The organism is Kluyvera sp. 1366 (assembly GCF_054823405.1).
Genome location: NZ_JBTRDW010000008.1, coordinates 37,527 through 54,319 on the forward strand (window position 1 = coordinate 37,527; position 16,793 = coordinate 54,319).

At 55.1% G+C, this 16,793-nt stretch carries 15 protein-coding genes and 4 tRNA genes; 6 read left to right on the top strand and 13 right to left on the bottom strand.

Annotated elements, in window-relative coordinates:
* Positions 1–35: 35 nt before the first annotated feature.
* The 8 genes from corA to ACVLVH_RS18115 all read right to left on the bottom strand — a co-directional run bounded on the left by corA (position 36) and on the right by ACVLVH_RS18115 (position 9,614).
* Positions 36–989 carry a magnesium/cobalt transporter CorA gene (gene corA / locus ACVLVH_RS18080; RefSeq protein ID WP_008105777.1) on the bottom strand — a complete coding sequence of 318 codons (954 nt, stop codon included), beginning with the start codon at positions 987–989 and terminating at the stop codon, positions 36–38.
* A gap of 310 nt (positions 990–1,299) precedes the next feature.
* Positions 1,300–3,462: a DNA helicase II gene (gene uvrD, locus ACVLVH_RS18085; protein ID WP_101763753.1), complete on the bottom strand. Its 2,163-nt coding sequence runs from the start codon at positions 3,460–3,462 to the stop codon at positions 1,300–1,302.
* Positions 3,463–3,538: 76 nt separating this feature from the next.
* Positions 3,539–4,255, bottom strand: coding sequence for a 5-amino-6-(5-phospho-D-ribitylamino)uracil phosphatase YigB (yigB, locus tag ACVLVH_RS18090; protein WP_312463513.1), 717 nt, complete (start codon positions 4,253–4,255; stop codon positions 3,539–3,541).
* Entirely contained in the window at positions 4,255–5,163 is a 909-nt protein-coding gene (gene xerC, locus ACVLVH_RS18095; RefSeq protein WP_312463514.1) for a tyrosine recombinase XerC, read from the bottom strand. Before xerC ends, yigB begins: the two co-directional genes overlap by 1 nt.
* Positions 5,160–5,864, bottom strand: a complete 705-nt coding sequence (locus ACVLVH_RS18100) for a DUF484 domain-containing protein (RefSeq protein WP_101763756.1) — start codon at positions 5,862–5,864, stop codon at positions 5,160–5,162. The genes xerC and ACVLVH_RS18100 overlap by 4 nt, the downstream gene beginning before the upstream one ends.
* Positions 5,861–6,685, bottom strand: a complete 825-nt coding sequence (gene dapF, locus ACVLVH_RS18105) for a diaminopimelate epimerase (protein WP_110867946.1) — start codon at positions 6,683–6,685, stop codon at positions 5,861–5,863. The genes ACVLVH_RS18100 and dapF overlap by 4 nt, the downstream gene beginning before the upstream one ends.
* A 29-nt stretch (positions 6,686–6,714) precedes the next feature.
* Positions 6,715–6,918: an LPS translocon maturation chaperone LptM gene (gene lptM / locus ACVLVH_RS18110; RefSeq protein ID WP_101763757.1), complete on the bottom strand. Its 204-nt coding sequence runs from the start codon at positions 6,916–6,918 to the stop codon at positions 6,715–6,717.
* A gap of 134 nt (positions 6,919–7,052) precedes the next feature.
* Complete coding sequence (locus ACVLVH_RS18115) at positions 7,053–9,614, bottom strand: class I adenylate cyclase (protein ID WP_312463518.1); 2,562 nt, start codon at positions 9,612–9,614, stop codon at positions 7,053–7,055.
* Between the two features lie 316 nt (positions 9,615–9,930).
* Between ACVLVH_RS18115 and hemC the strand changes: the two genes are divergently transcribed.
* From hemC to ACVLVH_RS18145, 6 genes are all read left to right on the top strand, one after another.
* Positions 9,931–10,872 carry a hydroxymethylbilane synthase gene (gene hemC / locus ACVLVH_RS18120; protein ID WP_101763931.1) on the top strand — a complete coding sequence of 314 codons (942 nt, stop codon included), beginning with the start codon at positions 9,931–9,933 and terminating at the stop codon, positions 10,870–10,872.
* On the top strand, positions 10,869–11,609 hold the full coding sequence (gene hemD / locus ACVLVH_RS18125) for a uroporphyrinogen-III synthase (protein WP_192414416.1): 741 nt from the start codon (positions 10,869–10,871) through the stop codon (positions 11,607–11,609). The genes hemC and hemD overlap by 4 nt, the downstream gene beginning before the upstream one ends.
* Positions 11,610–11,632: 23 nt before the next feature.
* Complete coding sequence (hemX, locus tag ACVLVH_RS18130; protein WP_101763760.1) at positions 11,633–12,763, top strand: uroporphyrinogen-III C-methyltransferase; 1,131 nt, start codon at positions 11,633–11,635, stop codon at positions 12,761–12,763.
* 2 nt (positions 12,764–12,765) lie between these two features.
* Positions 12,766–13,962, top strand: a complete 1,197-nt coding sequence (gene hemY / locus ACVLVH_RS18135; RefSeq protein ID WP_312463522.1) for a protoheme IX biogenesis protein HemY — start codon at positions 12,766–12,768, stop codon at positions 13,960–13,962.
* Positions 13,963–14,122: 160 nt separating this feature from the next.
* Entirely contained in the window at positions 14,123–14,491 is a 369-nt protein-coding gene (locus ACVLVH_RS18140) for a toxin-antitoxin system TumE family protein (RefSeq protein ID WP_312463524.1), read from the top strand.
* Entirely contained in the window at positions 14,488–14,865 is a 378-nt protein-coding gene (locus ACVLVH_RS18145) for an HVO_A0114 family putative DNA-binding protein (RefSeq protein ID WP_192414410.1), read from the top strand. Before ACVLVH_RS18140 ends, ACVLVH_RS18145 begins: the two co-directional genes overlap by 4 nt.
* Positions 14,866–15,430: 565 nt before the next feature.
* Here the strand turns inward: ACVLVH_RS18145 and ACVLVH_RS18150 are convergent.
* The 5 genes from ACVLVH_RS18150 to wecG all read right to left on the bottom strand — a co-directional run bounded on the left by ACVLVH_RS18150 (position 15,431) and on the right by wecG (position 16,784).
* Positions 15,431–15,507: transfer RNA gene (locus tag ACVLVH_RS18150), tRNA-Pro, on the bottom strand.
* A gap of 37 nt (positions 15,508–15,544) precedes the next feature.
* Positions 15,545–15,631, bottom strand: a tRNA-Leu gene (locus tag ACVLVH_RS18155).
* Positions 15,632–15,647: 16 nt separating this feature from the next.
* A tRNA-His gene (locus ACVLVH_RS18160) sits at positions 15,648–15,723 on the bottom strand.
* 90 nt (positions 15,724–15,813) lie between these two features.
* A tRNA-Arg gene (locus ACVLVH_RS18165) sits at positions 15,814–15,890 on the bottom strand.
* Positions 15,891–16,049: 159 nt separating this feature from the next.
* Positions 16,050–16,784: a lipopolysaccharide N-acetylmannosaminouronosyltransferase gene (gene wecG, locus ACVLVH_RS18170; protein WP_192414408.1), complete on the bottom strand. Its 735-nt coding sequence runs from the start codon at positions 16,782–16,784 to the stop codon at positions 16,050–16,052.
* Positions 16,785–16,793 lie beyond the last annotated feature (9 nt).

Consider the following 16,793-nt stretch of genomic DNA (forward strand, 5'->3'; position numbering starts at 1 on the left):
TGCAACTCGAATTGTTTAGAGGGGAGTAAGAAGGGTTAAAGCCAGTTCTTGCGTTTGAAATAGAGGTACGGCGCCAGGCCAGCGAGAATCATCAGGCTAATCGCGCCCGGATAACCAAAGCTCCATTTCAACTCCGGCATAAACTCGAAGTTCATGCCGTAGCTGGATGCCACCAGCGTGGGCGGCAGGAATACCACCGAAACCACTGAGAAGATCTTGATGATGCGGTTCTGCTCAATATTGATGAAGCCCATTGCCGCCTGCATCAGGAAGTTGACCTTCTGGAACAGCGATTCGTTATGCGGCAACAGCGATTCGATATCGCGCAGGATTTCACGCGCCTGCTCCAGCTGGTTGCCCGGCAGACGCGCTTTGCGCACCAGGAAGTTGAGGGCACGCTGGGTATCCATCAGACATAACCGCACTTTCCAGCCGATATCTTCCAGCTCCGCCAGACGTGACAGCGCCTGATCGTACTCTTCGCCCTGCTGGCCTTCCATGATCACGCGGCTGAGTTTCTCCAGCGCGCTATAGATGTTCTCGATCTCATCCGCCAGCTGTTCGATTTTGGTCTCAAACAAATCCAGCAGCAGCTCATAGGCGTTGCCATCGGTCAGCATCTGATTGCGCGCACGCATGCGATAGAGACGGAAAGCTGGCAGTTCGCGTTCGCGCAGCGTATACAGGCGATCTTCGCGGATGGTGAATGCCACGGTGGAGTTGCCAGCGTGGTCTTCGGCATCTTCAAAGAAGAAGAAGGAGTGAATGTGCAGGCCGTCTTCGTCTTCGAAGAAACGCGCCGAGGCTTCGATGTCTTCCAGTTCCGGACGCGTCGCCAGGCTCTGGCCGAGCTCGCATTGCACGCGATCGCGTTCGCTGTCGTCAGGTTCGATCAGATCGACCCAAACAGACGTGTTGAGTTTGTCGTTATCTTCTTCCAGCTCGATGCGCGTCAGGCGATTACGATCGAGTTTAAATGCGCTCAGCATAGCAATAACTCCCCATTTTTTCGGAATGGGACAAGGCGGTGACCACTGTAAATTACGGGCACGGCGAAGCCTGAACACGGAAACTTTCGCTTCAAGGGTAAATCAGTGCTAACTCACGCGACGAGAGTAAAAAAGGGAGGTCGCTGTTAACCGCTAAGGCTACCAGCTAAAAGAGGTAACCTTAGGAGTTCCTGTTAAACAGGTGATTGAGCCAGCATCGACTGGGCGCGTCCAAGGCATTGTCCTCTCATGATAATAGTGCGCGCATGTTACGCTGAGACGAAAAAGTCGTCAAGGTAGCGCAACCGCGCTACACCGTTTCCAGACGGGCGTAAGCCGCCACCAGCCACTTGATGCCCTGGCCCTGAAACGCCACTTGCAAACGGCTGTGTTCACCGCTGCCTTCGAGATTGATGATGGTGCCTTCACCGAACTTGGCATGACGCACGCGCTGGCCGAGCGTGAAGCCGCTGTCATTTTGCGCGATGGGCGTGCCCATGCGCTGATGGCTCACCGGACGGCTGACGCTGGCGCGCAAACGCACCTCTTCCACGCACTCTTCCGGCAGCTCACCGATGAAGCGTGATGGACGGTGATACACTTCCTTACCATAAAGACGACGGCTTTCAGCATAGGTGAGCGTCAGCTTGACCATGGCACGCGTCACGCCAACGTAAGCCAGACGGCGCTCCTCTTCCAGACGACCGCCTTCATCCAGCGACATCTGGCTCGGGAACATGCCCTCTTCCATGCCGACGATAAATACCTGGCTGAACTCCAGCCCTTTCGCCGAGTGCATGGTCATCAGCTGCACCGCGTCCTGCCATTTGTCGGCCTGGCCTTCGCCTGCCTCCAGCGCCGCATGCGACAAGAACGCCTGCAGCGGCATCAAATCTTCGTCTTCGTCCTGATAGCTGAACTGGCGCGTTGCCGTGACCAGTTCCTCAAGGTTTTCTATACGCGCCTGGCCTTTCTCGCCCTTCTCCTGCTCGTACATCACCCATAAACCGGAGTCTTTAATTACGCGATCGGTTTGCACATGCAGCGGCATCTCGGCGGTTTCGCTGGCCAGTGAATCGACCAACTCGCAGAAGCGTTGTAACGCCGACGCGGCGCGTCCGGCTAAGGCTTTGTTCTGCAACAGCTCGCGCGTGGCCTGCCACAAGGTGAGTTGCTGATCGCGCGCGGTCTGGCGCACCACATCGAGGGTACGATCGCCGACGCCGCGCACCGGCGTGTTCACCACACGCTCAAAGGCTGCATCGTCGTTGCGATTGGCCATTAAACGCAGATAGGCCAGCGCATCTTTAATCTCCTGACGCTCGAAGAAGCGCATGCCGCCATAAATGCGATACGGCATGCTGCCTTGCAGCAGCGCCTCTTCCAGCACGCGCGATTGGGCGTTGCTGCGGTAGAGAATGGCGCAATCCTGCAGCGCATTGCCGTTCTCGTGCCAGCTTTTGATGCGATTGACCACAAAGCGCGCTTCATCCAGCTCGTTGAATGCGCAGTAGAGTGAGATCTTTTCACCATCGCTGCCGTCGGTCCACAGCTCTTTACCGAGGCGGCCATTGTTGTTGGCGATCAGCGTGTTCGCCGCTTTCAGAATGTTGTTGGTCGAGCGATAGTTCTGCTCCAGGCGAATGGTTTCCGCGCCGGGAAAATCCTGCAGGAAGCGCTGGATGTTCTCCACCTGCGCACCGCGCCAGCCGTAAATCGACTGATCGTCATCGCCAACAATAATCACGCGGCCGCTATCACCCGCCAGCATGCGAATCCATGCGTACTGAATATTGTTGGTATCCTGGAACTCATCCACCAGCACGTTGCTGAAACGCTCACGGTAATGGTTCAGGATATGCGGCTTGTTAAGCCAGAGTTCGTGGGCGCGCAGCAGCAGCTCGGCGAAATCCACTAATCCGGCGCGATCGCAGGCTTCCTGATACGCCTGATAGATGCGCAGCCAGGTTTGTTCAACCGGATTGCCGTAGCTTTCGATGTGTTTTGGCCGCAGGCCTTCATCTTTTTTACCGTTGATGTACCACATGCCCTGACGCGCAGGCCACTGTTTCTCATCAAGGTTCATCGCTTTGATCAGGCGCTTCAGCAGACGCAGCTGATCGTCGCTGTCGAGGATCTGGAAATCCTGCGGCAAGCCGGCATCAAGGTGATGCGCGCGCAGTAAACGGTGCGCCAGGCCGTGGAAAGTGCCAATCCACATGCCGCCCTGGCTGGTGCCGATCAGCTGATCGATACGATGGCGCATTTCCGCCGCCGCTTTGTTGGTGAAGGTCACCGCCATAATCGAATACGGCGAGCAGTTCTCTACCGACAGCAGCCAGGCGATGCGATGCACCAGCACACGGGTTTTGCCACTGCCTGCTCCGGCCAGCACCAGCAGGTTGCTGCGCGGTGCGGCGACCGCCTCGCGCTGTTTGTCATTCAAGCCGTCAAGCAGATCAGAAACGTCCATAAGCACCGTTCGCGAAAGAAAATGAACTCAAATCCACACTGCTGCGGATAGAGCTGTATATATTTACATGTGTGGATTATAGCAGCGAGGTCAGAGATGCCAACCGATCAATTTCAACGTGCGGCAGCAAACGCGCATCGTCGATCTTCATCAGATTGCCTTCACGCAAATTGATCCAGCAGGCTTGCATACCGGCACGCAGCGAACCGGCCACATCAGTGGTGAGATCGTCGCCGACGTGCAGAATGTGCTGCGGCGCAATGCTCAAACGCTCAGCGGCCAGATGATACATATCCTGCCACGGCTTGGCGCGACCGTGCGGACCGGCACGCAGCGCGAACTGGAAGTGATGATGGATGCCGAGCTTTTCCGGACAGGCATTGCCGTTGGTGATCGCCACCAGCGGCACACGCTCGCCCAGCCACGTCAGCGTTTGATGCGTCTCTTCCGGCATATCGACTTCACTACGCCACTGATGGAAGACGCTCATCACGTCGCTGGCACCGGCGGTGGCTTCCGCTTTGGATAAGCCGACATTGAGCAGCGCCAGCTCCACCGAGCGACGACGCCATTCAGACACGTCGTGATAAATTTCCGGCTCGCGCGCCAGCAACTCATTGCGCAGCGTCTGATAATCCGCCGGGGTGAATTCTCGCAGCGCCGGATGATACGCCTGCAGCGCAGCGTGCGATTCTGCAGTGGTTTTGCGGATGACGGGATGGTTGTCATACAGCGTGTCGTCGAGATCAAAGGTGATTGCTTTGATTGGGCCGAGCGGACGATAAAACTTCATTAAGACTTTCCTCGTTTGGCACGCGGATGGGCCGCATCGTAAACCGTCGCCAGATGCTGGAAATCCAGATGAGTGTAGATTTGCGTGGTCGCCAGATTGGCGTGACCGAGCAGTTCCTGTACCGCGCGCAGATCGCCGCTTGATTCCAGCAAATGCGTGGCAAAAGAGTGGCGCAGTTTATGCGGATGAATATGGCTGGCAACGCCTTGCTTGATGCCCCATTCGGCAAAACGCTTCTGCACGTTGCGCGTCGAAATCCGGCTGCCGCGGCTGGAGACAAACAGCGCATCATCCTGCGGCGCAAAGCTAGCACGCAGCGGTAACCAGTGCTGAATCCAGGTCACCGCCGTGCCGCCAATCGGTACGCGGCGCTCTTTGCTGCCTTTACCCAGCACCCGCACTTCACCGGCCTCCAAATCCATGTGGCGACAATCCATATTCACCAGCTCAGACAGACGCAAACCGCCGCCGTACATGGTTTCCAGCATCGCGCGGTCGCGTACTGCCAGCGGATCGTTGAGATCGATCTCCAGCAGTTGGTTAACTTCGTCGACATCCATGTTTTTCGGCAGATGGCGCGCATTACGCGGCGTGGATATGCCTTTGGCGGGATTGGCGCTCAGCATGCCCTGATGCACTTGCCAGTCGAGAAAACTGCGCAGCGCCGACATACGCAGCGCCAGACTGCTGGCGCCTAAACCGCCCCGCCGGCTGCGTGCCGCCAGGCTGCGCACCTGCGCCGGTTCCAGCTGCGACCAGCTCGTCAGCTTCATCTCATCGGCCATTGCCATAATCGCCTGCAATTGCCGTTGGTAATTCTTTTGCGTCAGCGGACTCAGCTGGCGTTCGACCTTGAGATAACGCAGAAAGTCATCCACGGCCGGCAGCAGCGGACTGACGTGACTCATGCGCGTTCAATCCAGCGTGACAGCAGATCCGGCAACATTTGCGCCAGATGCTGCAGCAGCAGCGTACCCATGCCCGCCTGATAATGCTGATTATCGCGGCTGGTGAACATTAATATGCCCAGCTCGCCGCGTTCGCCCATCAGCGACATCGCTACCGAGCCAATCGCTTTGGCCTGCGGCAACAGCAGTAGCAATTCCGGACCGTTCAGGCTGCCGAGATAGTGATGTTCATTGCCGAAGCGCTGAATGCGCAGCGGTTCGAATGCCTGACGTGACAAGCCGAGCTGGGTGAAATCAGAGGGTGCGCCGATGTGCCACTTGTCATTGAACACGCGTACGTGTGCGCCGGCCAGACCCAGTTCGCGCGCCCAGCGGTGCAGACGCGTTAGCATCTCTTGCAAGCTGTCGGCGGCGGCGAGATGACCTTGCAGCGCCAGCAGGCGATCAAACAGCTGATGGTTGGCGGTAGCCTGCTCCATCAGCAGCGTGATCTCCTCTTCTAACTGCTGGATGTGGTTGCGCTGCCGCGCCATATGCCACTCCACCAGCGAAACACTGCCGCGTACCGGATGCGGCACCATCATCTGTTCAACCTGGCGCGCATTGCGAATAAAAAAATCGGGGTTTTGACGCAGAAATGCGCTTACCGATTGATCGTCCAGCAAAACCTCGCTTTCGGTTTGCTCTTCGACATTTTTCATAGATGAATAAACCCATCGTAGACGTGTGTGGCTGGACCGGTCATAAACAGCGGCTGCCCTTCCCCTTTCCAGGCAATGTGCAGCGTTCCGCCCGGCAAATCGACGCGGACATTTTCCGCCAGAATGCCCTGCTGAACGCCGCAGGCGACCGCCGCGCAGGCGCCGCTGCCGCATGCCTGGGTTTCGCCTGCACCACGTTCATACACGCGCAGACGGATGTGTTCACGATTGACCACTTCCATAAAGCCGACATTGACGCGCTCCGGGAATCGCTCGTGGCTTTCCAGCTCTGGGCCCAGCGTTTCCACCGGCGCGGTTTTCACGCTTTCTACCTGAATCACGCAGTGCGGATTGCCCATCGATACCGCACCAAACATCACGGTTTGCTCGGCCACCCGCTGCAAATAAAGGTTCTCTGCTTTATTCGCGCGGAGCGGCACGCTTTGCGGTTCGAAGTTGGGTTGACCCATATTGACGCGCACCAGCTCATCATTGGTAACGCTGAGCACCATGCGGCCGGTTTGCGTGCTGACACGAATGTCGCTTTTATTGGTCAAACCTTTCAGACGCACAAAGCGGGCAAAGCAGCGTGCGCCGTTGCCGCACTGCGCGACTTCGCTGCCATCGGCGTTGAAAATGCGGTAATGGAAATCGAGATCCGGATCGTAAGGCGGTTCAACGATCAGTAGCTGATCAAAACCGATCCCCAGATTTCTGTCCGCCAGGCGGCGAATCAGTTCCGGCGAAAAAAAGACGTTTTGCGTCACAGCATCCACAACCATAAAGTCGTTGCCGAGACCGTGCATTTTTGAGAACTGCATTTTCTGCTCCGCCGGATTACTCATTGAGTTTAGTTGGCCTGCGAACCAGGCTTGCTGGTGACCAAACCACCGACATCAGCATCCTGAGCCGCTTTTTGCTGCTGCGCGGTGACCTGCTGTTTCGGCTTGTTTGGCTGATCTTTCGGCGGGAAATACAGCGGTCCTTTTAGGCCACAGCCTACCAGGCTGACCAGTGCCAGCGCCATACCCAGCTGACTCATCACTCGTATCATTCTGTCTGCTCTTCTGTCCTAAAGCCATGGTTGCTTATCATCGCAGTTGACGTTGTAAAAGCAACAGGAAATAGCCGCATTTCCTGCGGCAGGTCAGAGTAACAGCGCATCCCGCCGCGCGAACGCGGGCGGGATCAATGCATTTGGTAGCGCGGCTGGAAGTCGCCGTTGTCGTTGTCAGGCTGGGTAGCGCAGAGCTGCGTCAGCGTTTGGCTGCGGAAAGGAATCACCTGGAAACGTTCGCCAGTGTTCACAATCTGGTAGAACTGCGGCAGGTTAAAATTGATAAAGCTGGAACCGTAGGTAAAACGGTCATGCGACGATGAGTAGAATCGACTCACGTCGCGTACCAGCTCTTCTTTACTGCCTTCGCAATGGTGATAAACCTCAACGCGATTGGTTTCGTCGAGGATATAGATGTTGAAACCGCGATCGTCATTAGTATCTTCAAAGAAGAACTGAATGATGCCTTCGCTGGCGTAGCCGTTCACCACCGGCGGCAACGGCGTCTGGTTCGATTCCACTTTAATCGACAAACCATGCAGCTTGTTGTTAGAAATCGCGCCATAAAATTCCACGGCGTTTTCCAGCTTCTGCACCGACACGCTCATGCGTTCGAAGAATAAGCCCCAGGTTTGGCCCGCCATGCGTAACGCTTTAAAGCGGCCCGGTTCCTGACGCGTGCTCGACAGACGCAGCTCAATGCATTCCGAAACCAGCTGCTGCACGCGAGTACGAATTAAACCGCGCAGATGCTGGCTGTAGCAGAATACTTCTACCGTATCCGGCGGCGCTGCATCCTGATGCATTTTGCCGAGAATGGTTTTTAGCGCCTCAATCATCGCCTGCTCACCATTGAAGTGCAGCGTACGCACTTCATTCCACGAGTTGCGATAGAGCAGATCGATGCTGCCAATCAGACATTGCTGCTGCTGACCGAAGCTGAACACATCCAGCTTACGGAAATCAAAATGCACCACCTGATTGCGGAATGCGGAGGTAGGATCGTGTTCCAGGTTAACGATAATCGCTAAGTGACGAATTTCGCACGGGCTGTAGAGCGCTTTCGGCGTCGGTGCTGGCACGCGCAGCGGGAAGTGGCTCGACACATCGTTAACCAGTTCCTGCAGACGCGGCAGATCGCACAGATCGTTGCCCTTCATATGCAGACGCGTTTTGCTGGTCAGCAAACCGTTAAACCACGCCCACGCCACCAGCTTGTTCAGATAGCGATTATATTCCAGCGGCTGATGGCTGATGATGGAACTCATGTCCGGCGATTGGTTATACAGATACCAACCGGCGCGATTAGCGCGGCCCGCCGGGACATGAATAAAGGTAAGATTCTCTTCCGAGAGATCGGGCGAAATCTGCGGGTTCACTAAAGTGACTTTACCCGGCAGCGCCTCGAACGCGGCATACAGTTTACGCGTCAGCACGCCGATATCCTGCGGGCTGGCGCTGACGCTTAAATTGTTGCGACGCGCAAAGCGAATCAGGTTGCGATAGCTCTGCATCATCGCATCCAGCAGCTCGTTGTGCGCTTCGCGTACCCGTTCGATTTTCCACTGCGCGCGGTTATCCAGTACCGCTAACTTCTCTTCATCCCAGCCCCACTCTTTAACCAGCTGCGATAAGATCTCGCGCCGCCAGCCGGTGCGCTGATGATGGTGATCTTCGCTCGAGAGCTTTTCACACACTTTTAAATAGAAACATCGACGCACTAAATCGAGGCGCGCCATGTCATCAACGCTGGTGAGATAGCGCGTCACGCGCTCCAGCATCATGCAGTAAGGATCGAGACCGAAGGAGACAATTTCGCCGTCGTGCAGGCGCTGCTTGATGTCCATCGACAAGAGCTGCGTGTCGGGATATTCCCAGCTGTAGGCTTCCAGCAGCAGGGTTTTCAGCACCGCTTTATACGGCGAGTCGATACTTTTATACAGCTGCCACAAGCTGGCACCGAAGTACTCTTCCGCCGACAGCGTGCCAAGGCCGCCGAGATCCAGCCACTCATTCGGCGTCAGTACGCCTTGTGAATAGAGCGACATGACGTAATCGTCGTAATGGTGCTCCTCTTCGCCAGGCACCATATTCCACAGGATGCGTTTACCCGCCATACGCACGGCGGTACGGTAGAACTCATCCAGCAGCAAAATATGTTGGGTAGAACCGCAGTCTTCACCGCCGAGGCTACCGCTTTCGTTATGGCGGAAACGGTTCTCGTCAATCAGGAAGAAGCTGACTTCCACACCCATCGACACACACCATTTCTGCAACAGCGTACACTTACGCTGCAGATTGAGGCGCTCATCATTATCCAGCCACGATTGGTGGCATACCCAGATGTCGAGGTCGGAAATGCTGTTTTGCCCAACCGACGAGGTGCTGCCCATTGAGTAAATGCCGGTAATTGGACGTTCGCCCGCGACGGCGGCGGTGAGATCGAGTGGTTGTCCGCCCGCTAGGTTCTGCAGCAGCTGGAATTGATTTTCATCGGGCGTGTAAAGGCAGACGCCATGCGGAACGCTACCTTCGAGGTAGCCCGGCATCAGCGGATGATGGTAATGCAATAATGTTGGCAGCAGACTGTAGACTTGCTGGAAAGCAGGCCCCATGGCAGCCAGTGCGCGATCTACACGCAACTGGTTAATCGCATCCAGTCTCTGTTTCAGTGTCTCAATGTAGAGGTACAAGACGTTTCGCCTGATTGTCCCAGTGTTAAGCACCCTGTTTCCGCATTCTGCCGCTTAATAATAAAGATATCGGGCAAATAATTGCTGGAAACGTGATCAATCTAACACCCGGAGGATTGACCGTAAAGAAAGTTGCGCTACTTAACAGTTTAGCATGTTCCGACCGTAGCCCTGCTTTTTTCAGACTTCGACATAAAACTGCGACCCGCAAGATCCAGGCGCAGTCTGACATCGCGGCCTTTTCAATCCGTTGAAACTGACAGCATTCCCCTATCAATGATAGGATATTCGATGAACGATCAAAATGGTTAACAGCATGTTAAACAAAATTTTCAGAATTGCTACCAGACAAAGTCCCCTTGCTTTGTGGCAGGCACAATATGTCCAACAGCGTCTGATGGCGGCTCATCCGGGTCTGCAAGTTGAGTTGCTGCCGATGGTCACCAAAGGTGATGTCATCCTTGATACGCCATTGGCAAAGGTTGGCGGCAAAGGGCTATTCGTTAAAGAGCTTGAGCTGGCAATGCTGGAAGGCCGCGCCGATCTCGCCGTGCACTCAATGAAAGATGTGCCGATCGATTTTCCACAAGGCCTCGGTCTGGTGACCATTTGCGAGCGTGAAGATCCGCGCGATGCTTTCGTCTCCAATCGTTACAACAGTGTTGATGAGCTGCCACAAGGCGCGGTTGTTGGGACGTCCAGCCTGCGTCGCCAGTGCCAGCTTAGCGCCCGTCGTCCGGATTTAGTGATTCGCTCACTGCGCGGCAACGTCGGCACGCGTCTTGGCAAACTTGATGCCGGTGAATATGACGCCATCATTCTGGCGGCGGCCGGTTTGAAGCGTTTAGGTCTGGAAGATCGCATCCGTCAGGCAATGCCTGCCGAGATCTCCCTGCCCGCCGTGGGTCAGGGCGCCGTCGGCATTGAATGCCGCGCAGATGATGAGCAATTGATTACGCTGCTACAGGCGTTGAATCACGACGATACCGCCGTGTGCGTGCGCGCCGAACGCGCAATGAACACGCGGCTGGAAGGCGGTTGTCAGGTGCCTATCGGCAGCTTCGCGGTGCTGGAAGACGATCAGCTGTGGCTGCGCGGATTAGTTGGCTCACCGGACGGCAGTCAAATGGTGGTCGGCGAGCGTCGCGGTCCACGCGATCACGCCGAAAGAATGGGGGTTTCGCTGGCCGAAGAGCTGTTGGATGGCGGCGCGCGCGACATTCTGCGTGAAGTGTATCAAGGTCAACCGCCAGTATGACCATCCTCGTGACCCGCCCGGAACCGGCCGCCACTGAACTGGTCTCGCGTTTGCGCAGCCTGGGCAAGCTGGCATGGGGCTTCCCGCTGATTGAATTTACGCCGGGTCGCGATCTTATCCATTTGCCAAGCCAACTTGCGGCGTTACAGCCAGGCGATCTGGTGTTTTTACTGTCGCAGCAGGTCGTTACTTTCGCCGAGCCCGCTTTACAGCAAAGCGCGACAACATGGCCTGAAGCCCTCAACTATTATGCTATTGGTCGCAGCACCGCTTTAGCCCTGCATACCGTCAGTAATCTCAAAGTAGACTATCCTCATGCGCGGGAGACCAGCGAAGAGCTGGTGCGCCTGAACCGTCTGCAGCAGGTGAATGGCAAACGCGCGCTGATTCTGCGCGGCAGTCCGGGGCGCGAGTTGCTGGCAGAAACGCTGATTGAACGCGGCGTTGAGGTGCAATACTGCGAGTGCTATCAGCGCTGTGAAAAGCACTACAACGGCGCGACTGAAGGCCGACGCTGGCGCGATCGCGGCATTACAACGCTGGTGGTAACCAGCGGCGAAATGTTACAACAACTCTTTTCTCTGTTTCCGCCAATTGATCGTCGGGAATGGTTACTGCACTGTCGGCTTGTGGTCGTCAGTGAACGTTTGGCTACGCAAGCCGCTGAATTAGGCTGGCAGGACATTGATGTAGCCGATGGTGCCGATAACGATGCGCTGCTGCGCGCGTTACGCTGAACTTAACAATGGGATGAGCCATAATGACGGAACAAAAAGCCTCCTCCGCCATGGTTGAAGAAACCACCCCAGCGGACAATTCTCCCTCGCCAGCAACCAAACCACCTCGCGATAAAAAAGGCGATGGCAAGGTGCTGAGTGCCGTGGCGATTGTGATTGCGCTGGCGATTGGGGCGGGACTTTACCTTAATGGGAAACACCAGGCCGATTTACAGGCTCAAACTAACCAGAATCTCAGTGAGCAGCTGAGCGCCTTGCAGCAGCAACTAGGCAGCGACAAACAGCAGCTGACGCAACAGCTGGATAGCGCCAACAGCGCCTTGCAGCAGGCGCGCACGCAGCAGGATAACAGCGCAAAAGAGCTGGAAACCCTGCGTGATAAAGTCGCTACCATCTCTGGAAACGACACGCGTACCTGGCTACTGGCGCAAGCGGACTACCTCGTCAAACTGGCGGGCCGCAAACTGTGGAGCGATCAGGATGTCACCACCGCGGCAGCGTTATTGAAAAGTGCTGATTCCAGCCTGGCCGACATGAACGATCCGAGTGTGATGAACGTGCGTCGCGCCTTAACGCAGGACATCAGTTCACTCTCCGCCGTCAGCCAGGTTGATTATGACGGCACCATCCTCAAGCTTAATCAGCTGTCGAACGGCGTCGATAATCTACGCCTGGCCGACAACGACAGCGATGATTCGCCTATGGACGCCGATGGCGGTGAACTCTCCAGTTCGCTGCACGAATGGCGTCAAAATCTGGTGAAAAGCTGGCATAACTTTATGGATGATTTCATCACCATCCGCCGCCGCGACAACACCGCGCAGCCGCTGCTGGCACCGAATCAGGACGTTTACCTGCGCGAAAACATTCGTTCGCGCCTGCTGATTGCGGCTCAGGCCGTACCGCGTCATCAGGATGAGATCTACAAACAGTCTATCGATGCGGTATCAACCTGGGTTCGCGCCTGGTACGACACCAACGATGCCGCCACCAAAGCCTTCCTTGCACAGCTGGATGAATTGAGCCAGCAAAGCATTTCAATGGATGTGCCGGATACGCTGGAAAGCCAGCCGCTGCTGGAAAAACTGATGCAAACCCGCGTACGTAATTTGCTGGCTCAGCCATCGGTTGCTGCTGATCAACAAGGAGGCTAACCATGCTGAAAGTATTGGTGCTTTTCCTGCTGCTGATTGCGGGCATTGTGGTTGGACCGATGGTAGCCGGCCATCAGGGCTACGTGCTGATCCAAACCGACAACTGGAACATTGAAACCAGCGTAACCGGCCTGGCGATCATCTTGATTCTCAGCCTGCTGGTGATTTTATTGGTGGAATGGATTCTGCGTCGCCTGTTCCGTACCGGCGCACGCACACGCGGCTGGTTCACCGGCCGCAAGCGCCGTAGCGCGCAGCGCCACACGCAAAGCGCGCTGATGAAACTGGCGGAAGGTGACTTTAAACAGGCCGAAAAACTGCTGTCGAAAAATGCCGACCACGCCGATCAGCCAGTAGCAAACTACTTGCTGGCTGCCGAAGCGGCACAGCAACGCGGTGACGAAATCCGTGCTAATCAGCATCTGGAGCGTGCTTCTGAGTTGTCGGTGAATGACACGATTCCGGTTGAAATCACACGCGTACGTCTGCAACTGGCGCGCAACGAAGATCACGCTGCACGCCATGGCGTTGATCGCCTGCTGGAAGTCGCACCGCGCCATCCGGAAGTGTTGCGTCTGGCAGAACAAGCCTATGTTCGTACCGGCGCATGGGGCGCATTGCTCGACATTCTGCCTGCGATGCAGAAAGTGCAGATCAATGATGAAGCACAGCGCGATGCCTTGCAGCAGCAAGCCTGGCTGGGCCTGATGAACCAGGCGATGGCCGATCAAGGCAGCGACGGTTTGAAGAAATGGTGGCAAAACCAGAGCCGCAAAACGCGTCAGGAAACCGCCTTGCAGGTGGCTATGGCAGAACATCTGATTGAGTGTGACGACCCGGATACCGCACAGAGCATCGTGCTGGAAGGTCTGAAACGCCAATATGACGATCGTCTGGTATTGCTGATGCCGCGTATCAAAAGTGGCGATCCGCAATCTCTGGAAAAAGCGCTGCGTCAGCAGATTAAACAGCATGGCGCCACGCCGCTGCTCCATAGCACGCTGGGTCAGCTGCTGATGCGTCATGGGGAATGGCAGCAGGCAGCAGAAGCGTTCCAGCAAGCGCTGGCGCAGCGTCCGGATGCGTTTGATTATGCCTGGCTGGCCGATGTTTACGACCGCCTGCATCGTCCGGAAGACGCTGCCAAAATGCGTCGTGAAGGCCTGCTACTTACGCTGAAGACCAATCCCAGCGCCTGATTTTACGATTGTTACTTTTGTGCACGCCGGGCTTGTCCCGGCTTTTTTTTGCCTGCAATTTATCGCTAATCAATATCCTGATCTGTTTCGATCATTACCGTGTGGGTCTGATGAAATTTTACACAGCAACATTGATTTGTTATGATCGGGTCATAAGTATATGGATGATGAAGACTACGGATTAAATACGCTGATCGACATGGATGGATATCGATTTACTTATGAGAGCGGATATTGGTGGAAAATTGAGGTTCGTAAAGAAGCACCGTCGAAGTTCAGGCCGCATGGCATAAGGTACAATCTTACCTTCCATAACAATTACAACACCCGCATCTTCGGCATAGATAACGCTCATGCCATTAAGCCGCCGAAGAGAGGTTTTTCAGGTAAATGGACGGTTTATGACCATTTGCATAAAACCTCTGTTGATTCTGGGCAGCCCTATTTCTTCGTTTCGGCCAGCCAACTGCTCGAAGACTTTCTGGGAAATGTAGACAAAATCATTGGTGAAAAAGAGGGTAGATCATGAAAGCGCTCATCGGCATTATTTCTCCAGAGAATATGCGTAATCGAATAATGAGCATTGCGAGTGGGCAGTACAAACCGGAGGCTGACGAACCCAAAGTTTGGTTTGCGTCCGTAAACGCGATTGCGCAGGTGCTGAGCAATGAGAACATCCTACTTCTCAAGCTCATGCACGAGCGCAAACCTCAGACCGTTACAGAGCTGGCGGAGCTTTCGGGACGTCGAGTCAGTAATCTGTCTGCGACGCTGAAAACGTTGGAAGGTCACGGCTTTGTGAGCCTGAAGAAGATAGGCAATAAAAAAATTCCTACCGCGCTTTTCACTGAGTTCGATATACGCGTGACCAGTGAACTCATCGCAAAACCCAAAGCGGCTTAACTGAACCTTGCGTTCCGAAGCCGAATCTACCCTTCGCCATACTGCAGACAAAAAAACACCTGCCATAAGCAGGTGTAAGATCAGGTCGTTAAGACAACTGATGGCATCCGACTCAACGTAATGTCCTTCTTACTGCAGTAAAGCGTGCGCAAATACTGCCAGGCTGGACAACGGATGCCGTAAGGGGCTCTGCATCATTCCCAGGTTTATGTAGCATCAGCAAACATAAGAGGTGGAATGAGCATCTACAGGTAGATTATTGCACAAGACGTGCCAAAGTTGCAGCACGTGCAATAAGTTAATTAATATCAACAGGATATAGTTCCTGCCACAATCCCGGTGTTAGCCACTGTCGGTAAAACGCGACGATCACTTAATAAGCTGTCTCCGCAGAACGACAAGCTATGCAAGGAATTTTCATGCCTATATAAATCAATGAGTTATATGTATCTAAATAGCGACAATGTGCGGAATTACGCTCAAAGGAAATGATGGGAAGAGTTGAGAATATGAATGGCGGATACAAACGAAAAAAGCCTGCTTTTTCAAGCAGGCTTTTCGAATATGGTCGGCGAGAGAGGATTCGAACCTCCGACCCACTGGTCCCAAACCAGTTGCGCTACCAAGCTGCGCTACTCGCCGATTTTTTACTTCTTTAACGCTACAGCGTAATTTTGCCTGGTGCGAAGGGAGGGACTTGAACCCTCACGTCCGTAAGAACACTAACACCTGAAGCTAGCGCGTCTACCAATTCCGCCACCATCGCGTGACCGAGCAAAATCTGGGGTGGCTAATGGGACTCGAACCCACGACAACTGGAATCACAATCCAGGGCTCTACCAACTGAGCTATAGCCACCATAATTCTGGTGCGTAAGCGTGTTTCACTTACTAATTCACTGCATAACGCGGTCTAACCAACCACCGAAGCTCTTGCGCACAAACTAAATGGCGCGCCCGACAGGATTCGAACCTGAGACCTCTGCCTCCGGAGGGCAGCGCTCTATCCAGCTGAGCTACGGGCGCGTAGCGCCGTTGCGGATGGGCATACTACGGGCTTGACCTCATACTGTCCAGCCCTTTTTTAGAAAAAAAACGCGTTTGATTACGCTTTGTGCATTCCATCGATAATTACAGCAGTTTGAGGCGCTTACCCTCTCATTTTCGCTGGAAAAACCAGCAATTTCAGAGGTCGCCCCGCCAATGATAGCGTAAGTATTTCAGCAGCTTTAATTGGCGACGCAGACGCGAAGGCTGACGAATAAGGCGATAAAGCCATTCCAGTCCGGACTTTTGCCACCAAACGGGCGCGCGCTTAACGTGCCCGGTAAACACATCGTAAGTGCCACCAACGCCCATATAGAGCGCATGCGGCCAATGGGCGCGGCAATCACGCATCAACAGCTCCTGGCGCGGCGAACCTTGCGCCACCGTGACAATCTGCGCACCACTCGCGGCGATGCGGGCAAACAGCGCGTCGCGCGCTTCAGGCGCAAAGTAACCATCCTGACTGCCAACGATATTCACATTCCACTGTCGGCGCAGCTTGTCGCAGGTTTCCTGCAGCACCGCCTGACGTCCACCAATCAGAAACACCGGAATGCCGCTACGCCCTGCACTCTCCATCAACGCTTCCCATAAATCCGCGCCTGCAATGCGGTTCACCTGCAGCTGAGGATACTTCTTACGTAGCGAACGGACGATGCTGATGCCATCCGGATATTTGAACTCAGCCTCAGCGATCAGTGCGCGTAGCTGCGCATCTTCTTGCAGCGTGAGCATTTTCTCGGCATTCATCGCCACCAGCGTGCCGCAACGCGGTTTACCCTCGGGCAGCAGAAAGCGCAGAAAGCTCGCCATATCGTTGAAGGCGTGAAGATCGACTCCGCGCAGGCTATAGCGCGGCTTATCGGTTTCCATGGTATGAAT

Excerpts from the sequence above, each read along its gene's own strand:
- corA (WP_008105777.1), bottom strand. The coding sequence starts at position 989 with ATGCTGAGCGCATTTAAACTCGATCGTAATCGCCTGACGCGCATCGAG.
- uvrD (WP_101763753.1), bottom strand. The coding sequence starts at position 3,462 with ATGGACGTTTCTGATCTGCTTGACGGCTTGAATGACAAACAGCGCGAG.
- yigB (WP_312463513.1), bottom strand. The coding sequence starts at position 4,255 with ATGAAGTTTTATCGTCCGCTCGGCCCAATCAAAGCAATCACCTTTGAT.
- xerC (WP_312463514.1), bottom strand. The coding sequence starts at position 5,163 with ATGAGTCACGTCAGTCCGCTGCTGCCGGCCGTGGATGACTTTCTGCGT.
- ACVLVH_RS18100 (WP_101763756.1), bottom strand. The coding sequence starts at position 5,864 with ATGAAAAATGTCGAAGAGCAAACCGAAAGCGAGGTTTTGCTGGACGAT.
- dapF (WP_110867946.1), bottom strand. The coding sequence starts at position 6,685 with ATGCAGTTCTCAAAAATGCACGGTCTCGGCAACGACTTTATGGTTGTG.
- lptM (WP_101763757.1), bottom strand. The coding sequence starts at position 6,918 with ATGATACGAGTGATGAGTCAGCTGGGTATGGCGCTGGCACTGGTCAGC.
- hemC (WP_101763931.1), top strand. The coding sequence starts at position 9,931 with ATGTTAAACAAAATTTTCAGAATTGCTACCAGACAAAGTCCCCTTGCT.
- hemD (WP_192414416.1), top strand. The coding sequence starts at position 10,869 with ATGACCATCCTCGTGACCCGCCCGGAACCGGCCGCCACTGAACTGGTC.
- hemX (WP_101763760.1), top strand. The coding sequence starts at position 11,633 with ATGACGGAACAAAAAGCCTCCTCCGCCATGGTTGAAGAAACCACCCCA.
- hemY (WP_312463522.1), top strand. The coding sequence starts at position 12,766 with ATGCTGAAAGTATTGGTGCTTTTCCTGCTGCTGATTGCGGGCATTGTG.
- ACVLVH_RS18140 (WP_312463524.1), top strand. The coding sequence starts at position 14,123 with ATGGATGATGAAGACTACGGATTAAATACGCTGATCGACATGGATGGA.
- ACVLVH_RS18145 (WP_192414410.1), top strand. The coding sequence starts at position 14,488 with ATGAAAGCGCTCATCGGCATTATTTCTCCAGAGAATATGCGTAATCGA.
- wecG (WP_192414408.1), bottom strand. The coding sequence starts at position 16,784 with ATGGAAACCGATAAGCCGCGCTATAGCCTGCGCGGAGTCGATCTTCAC.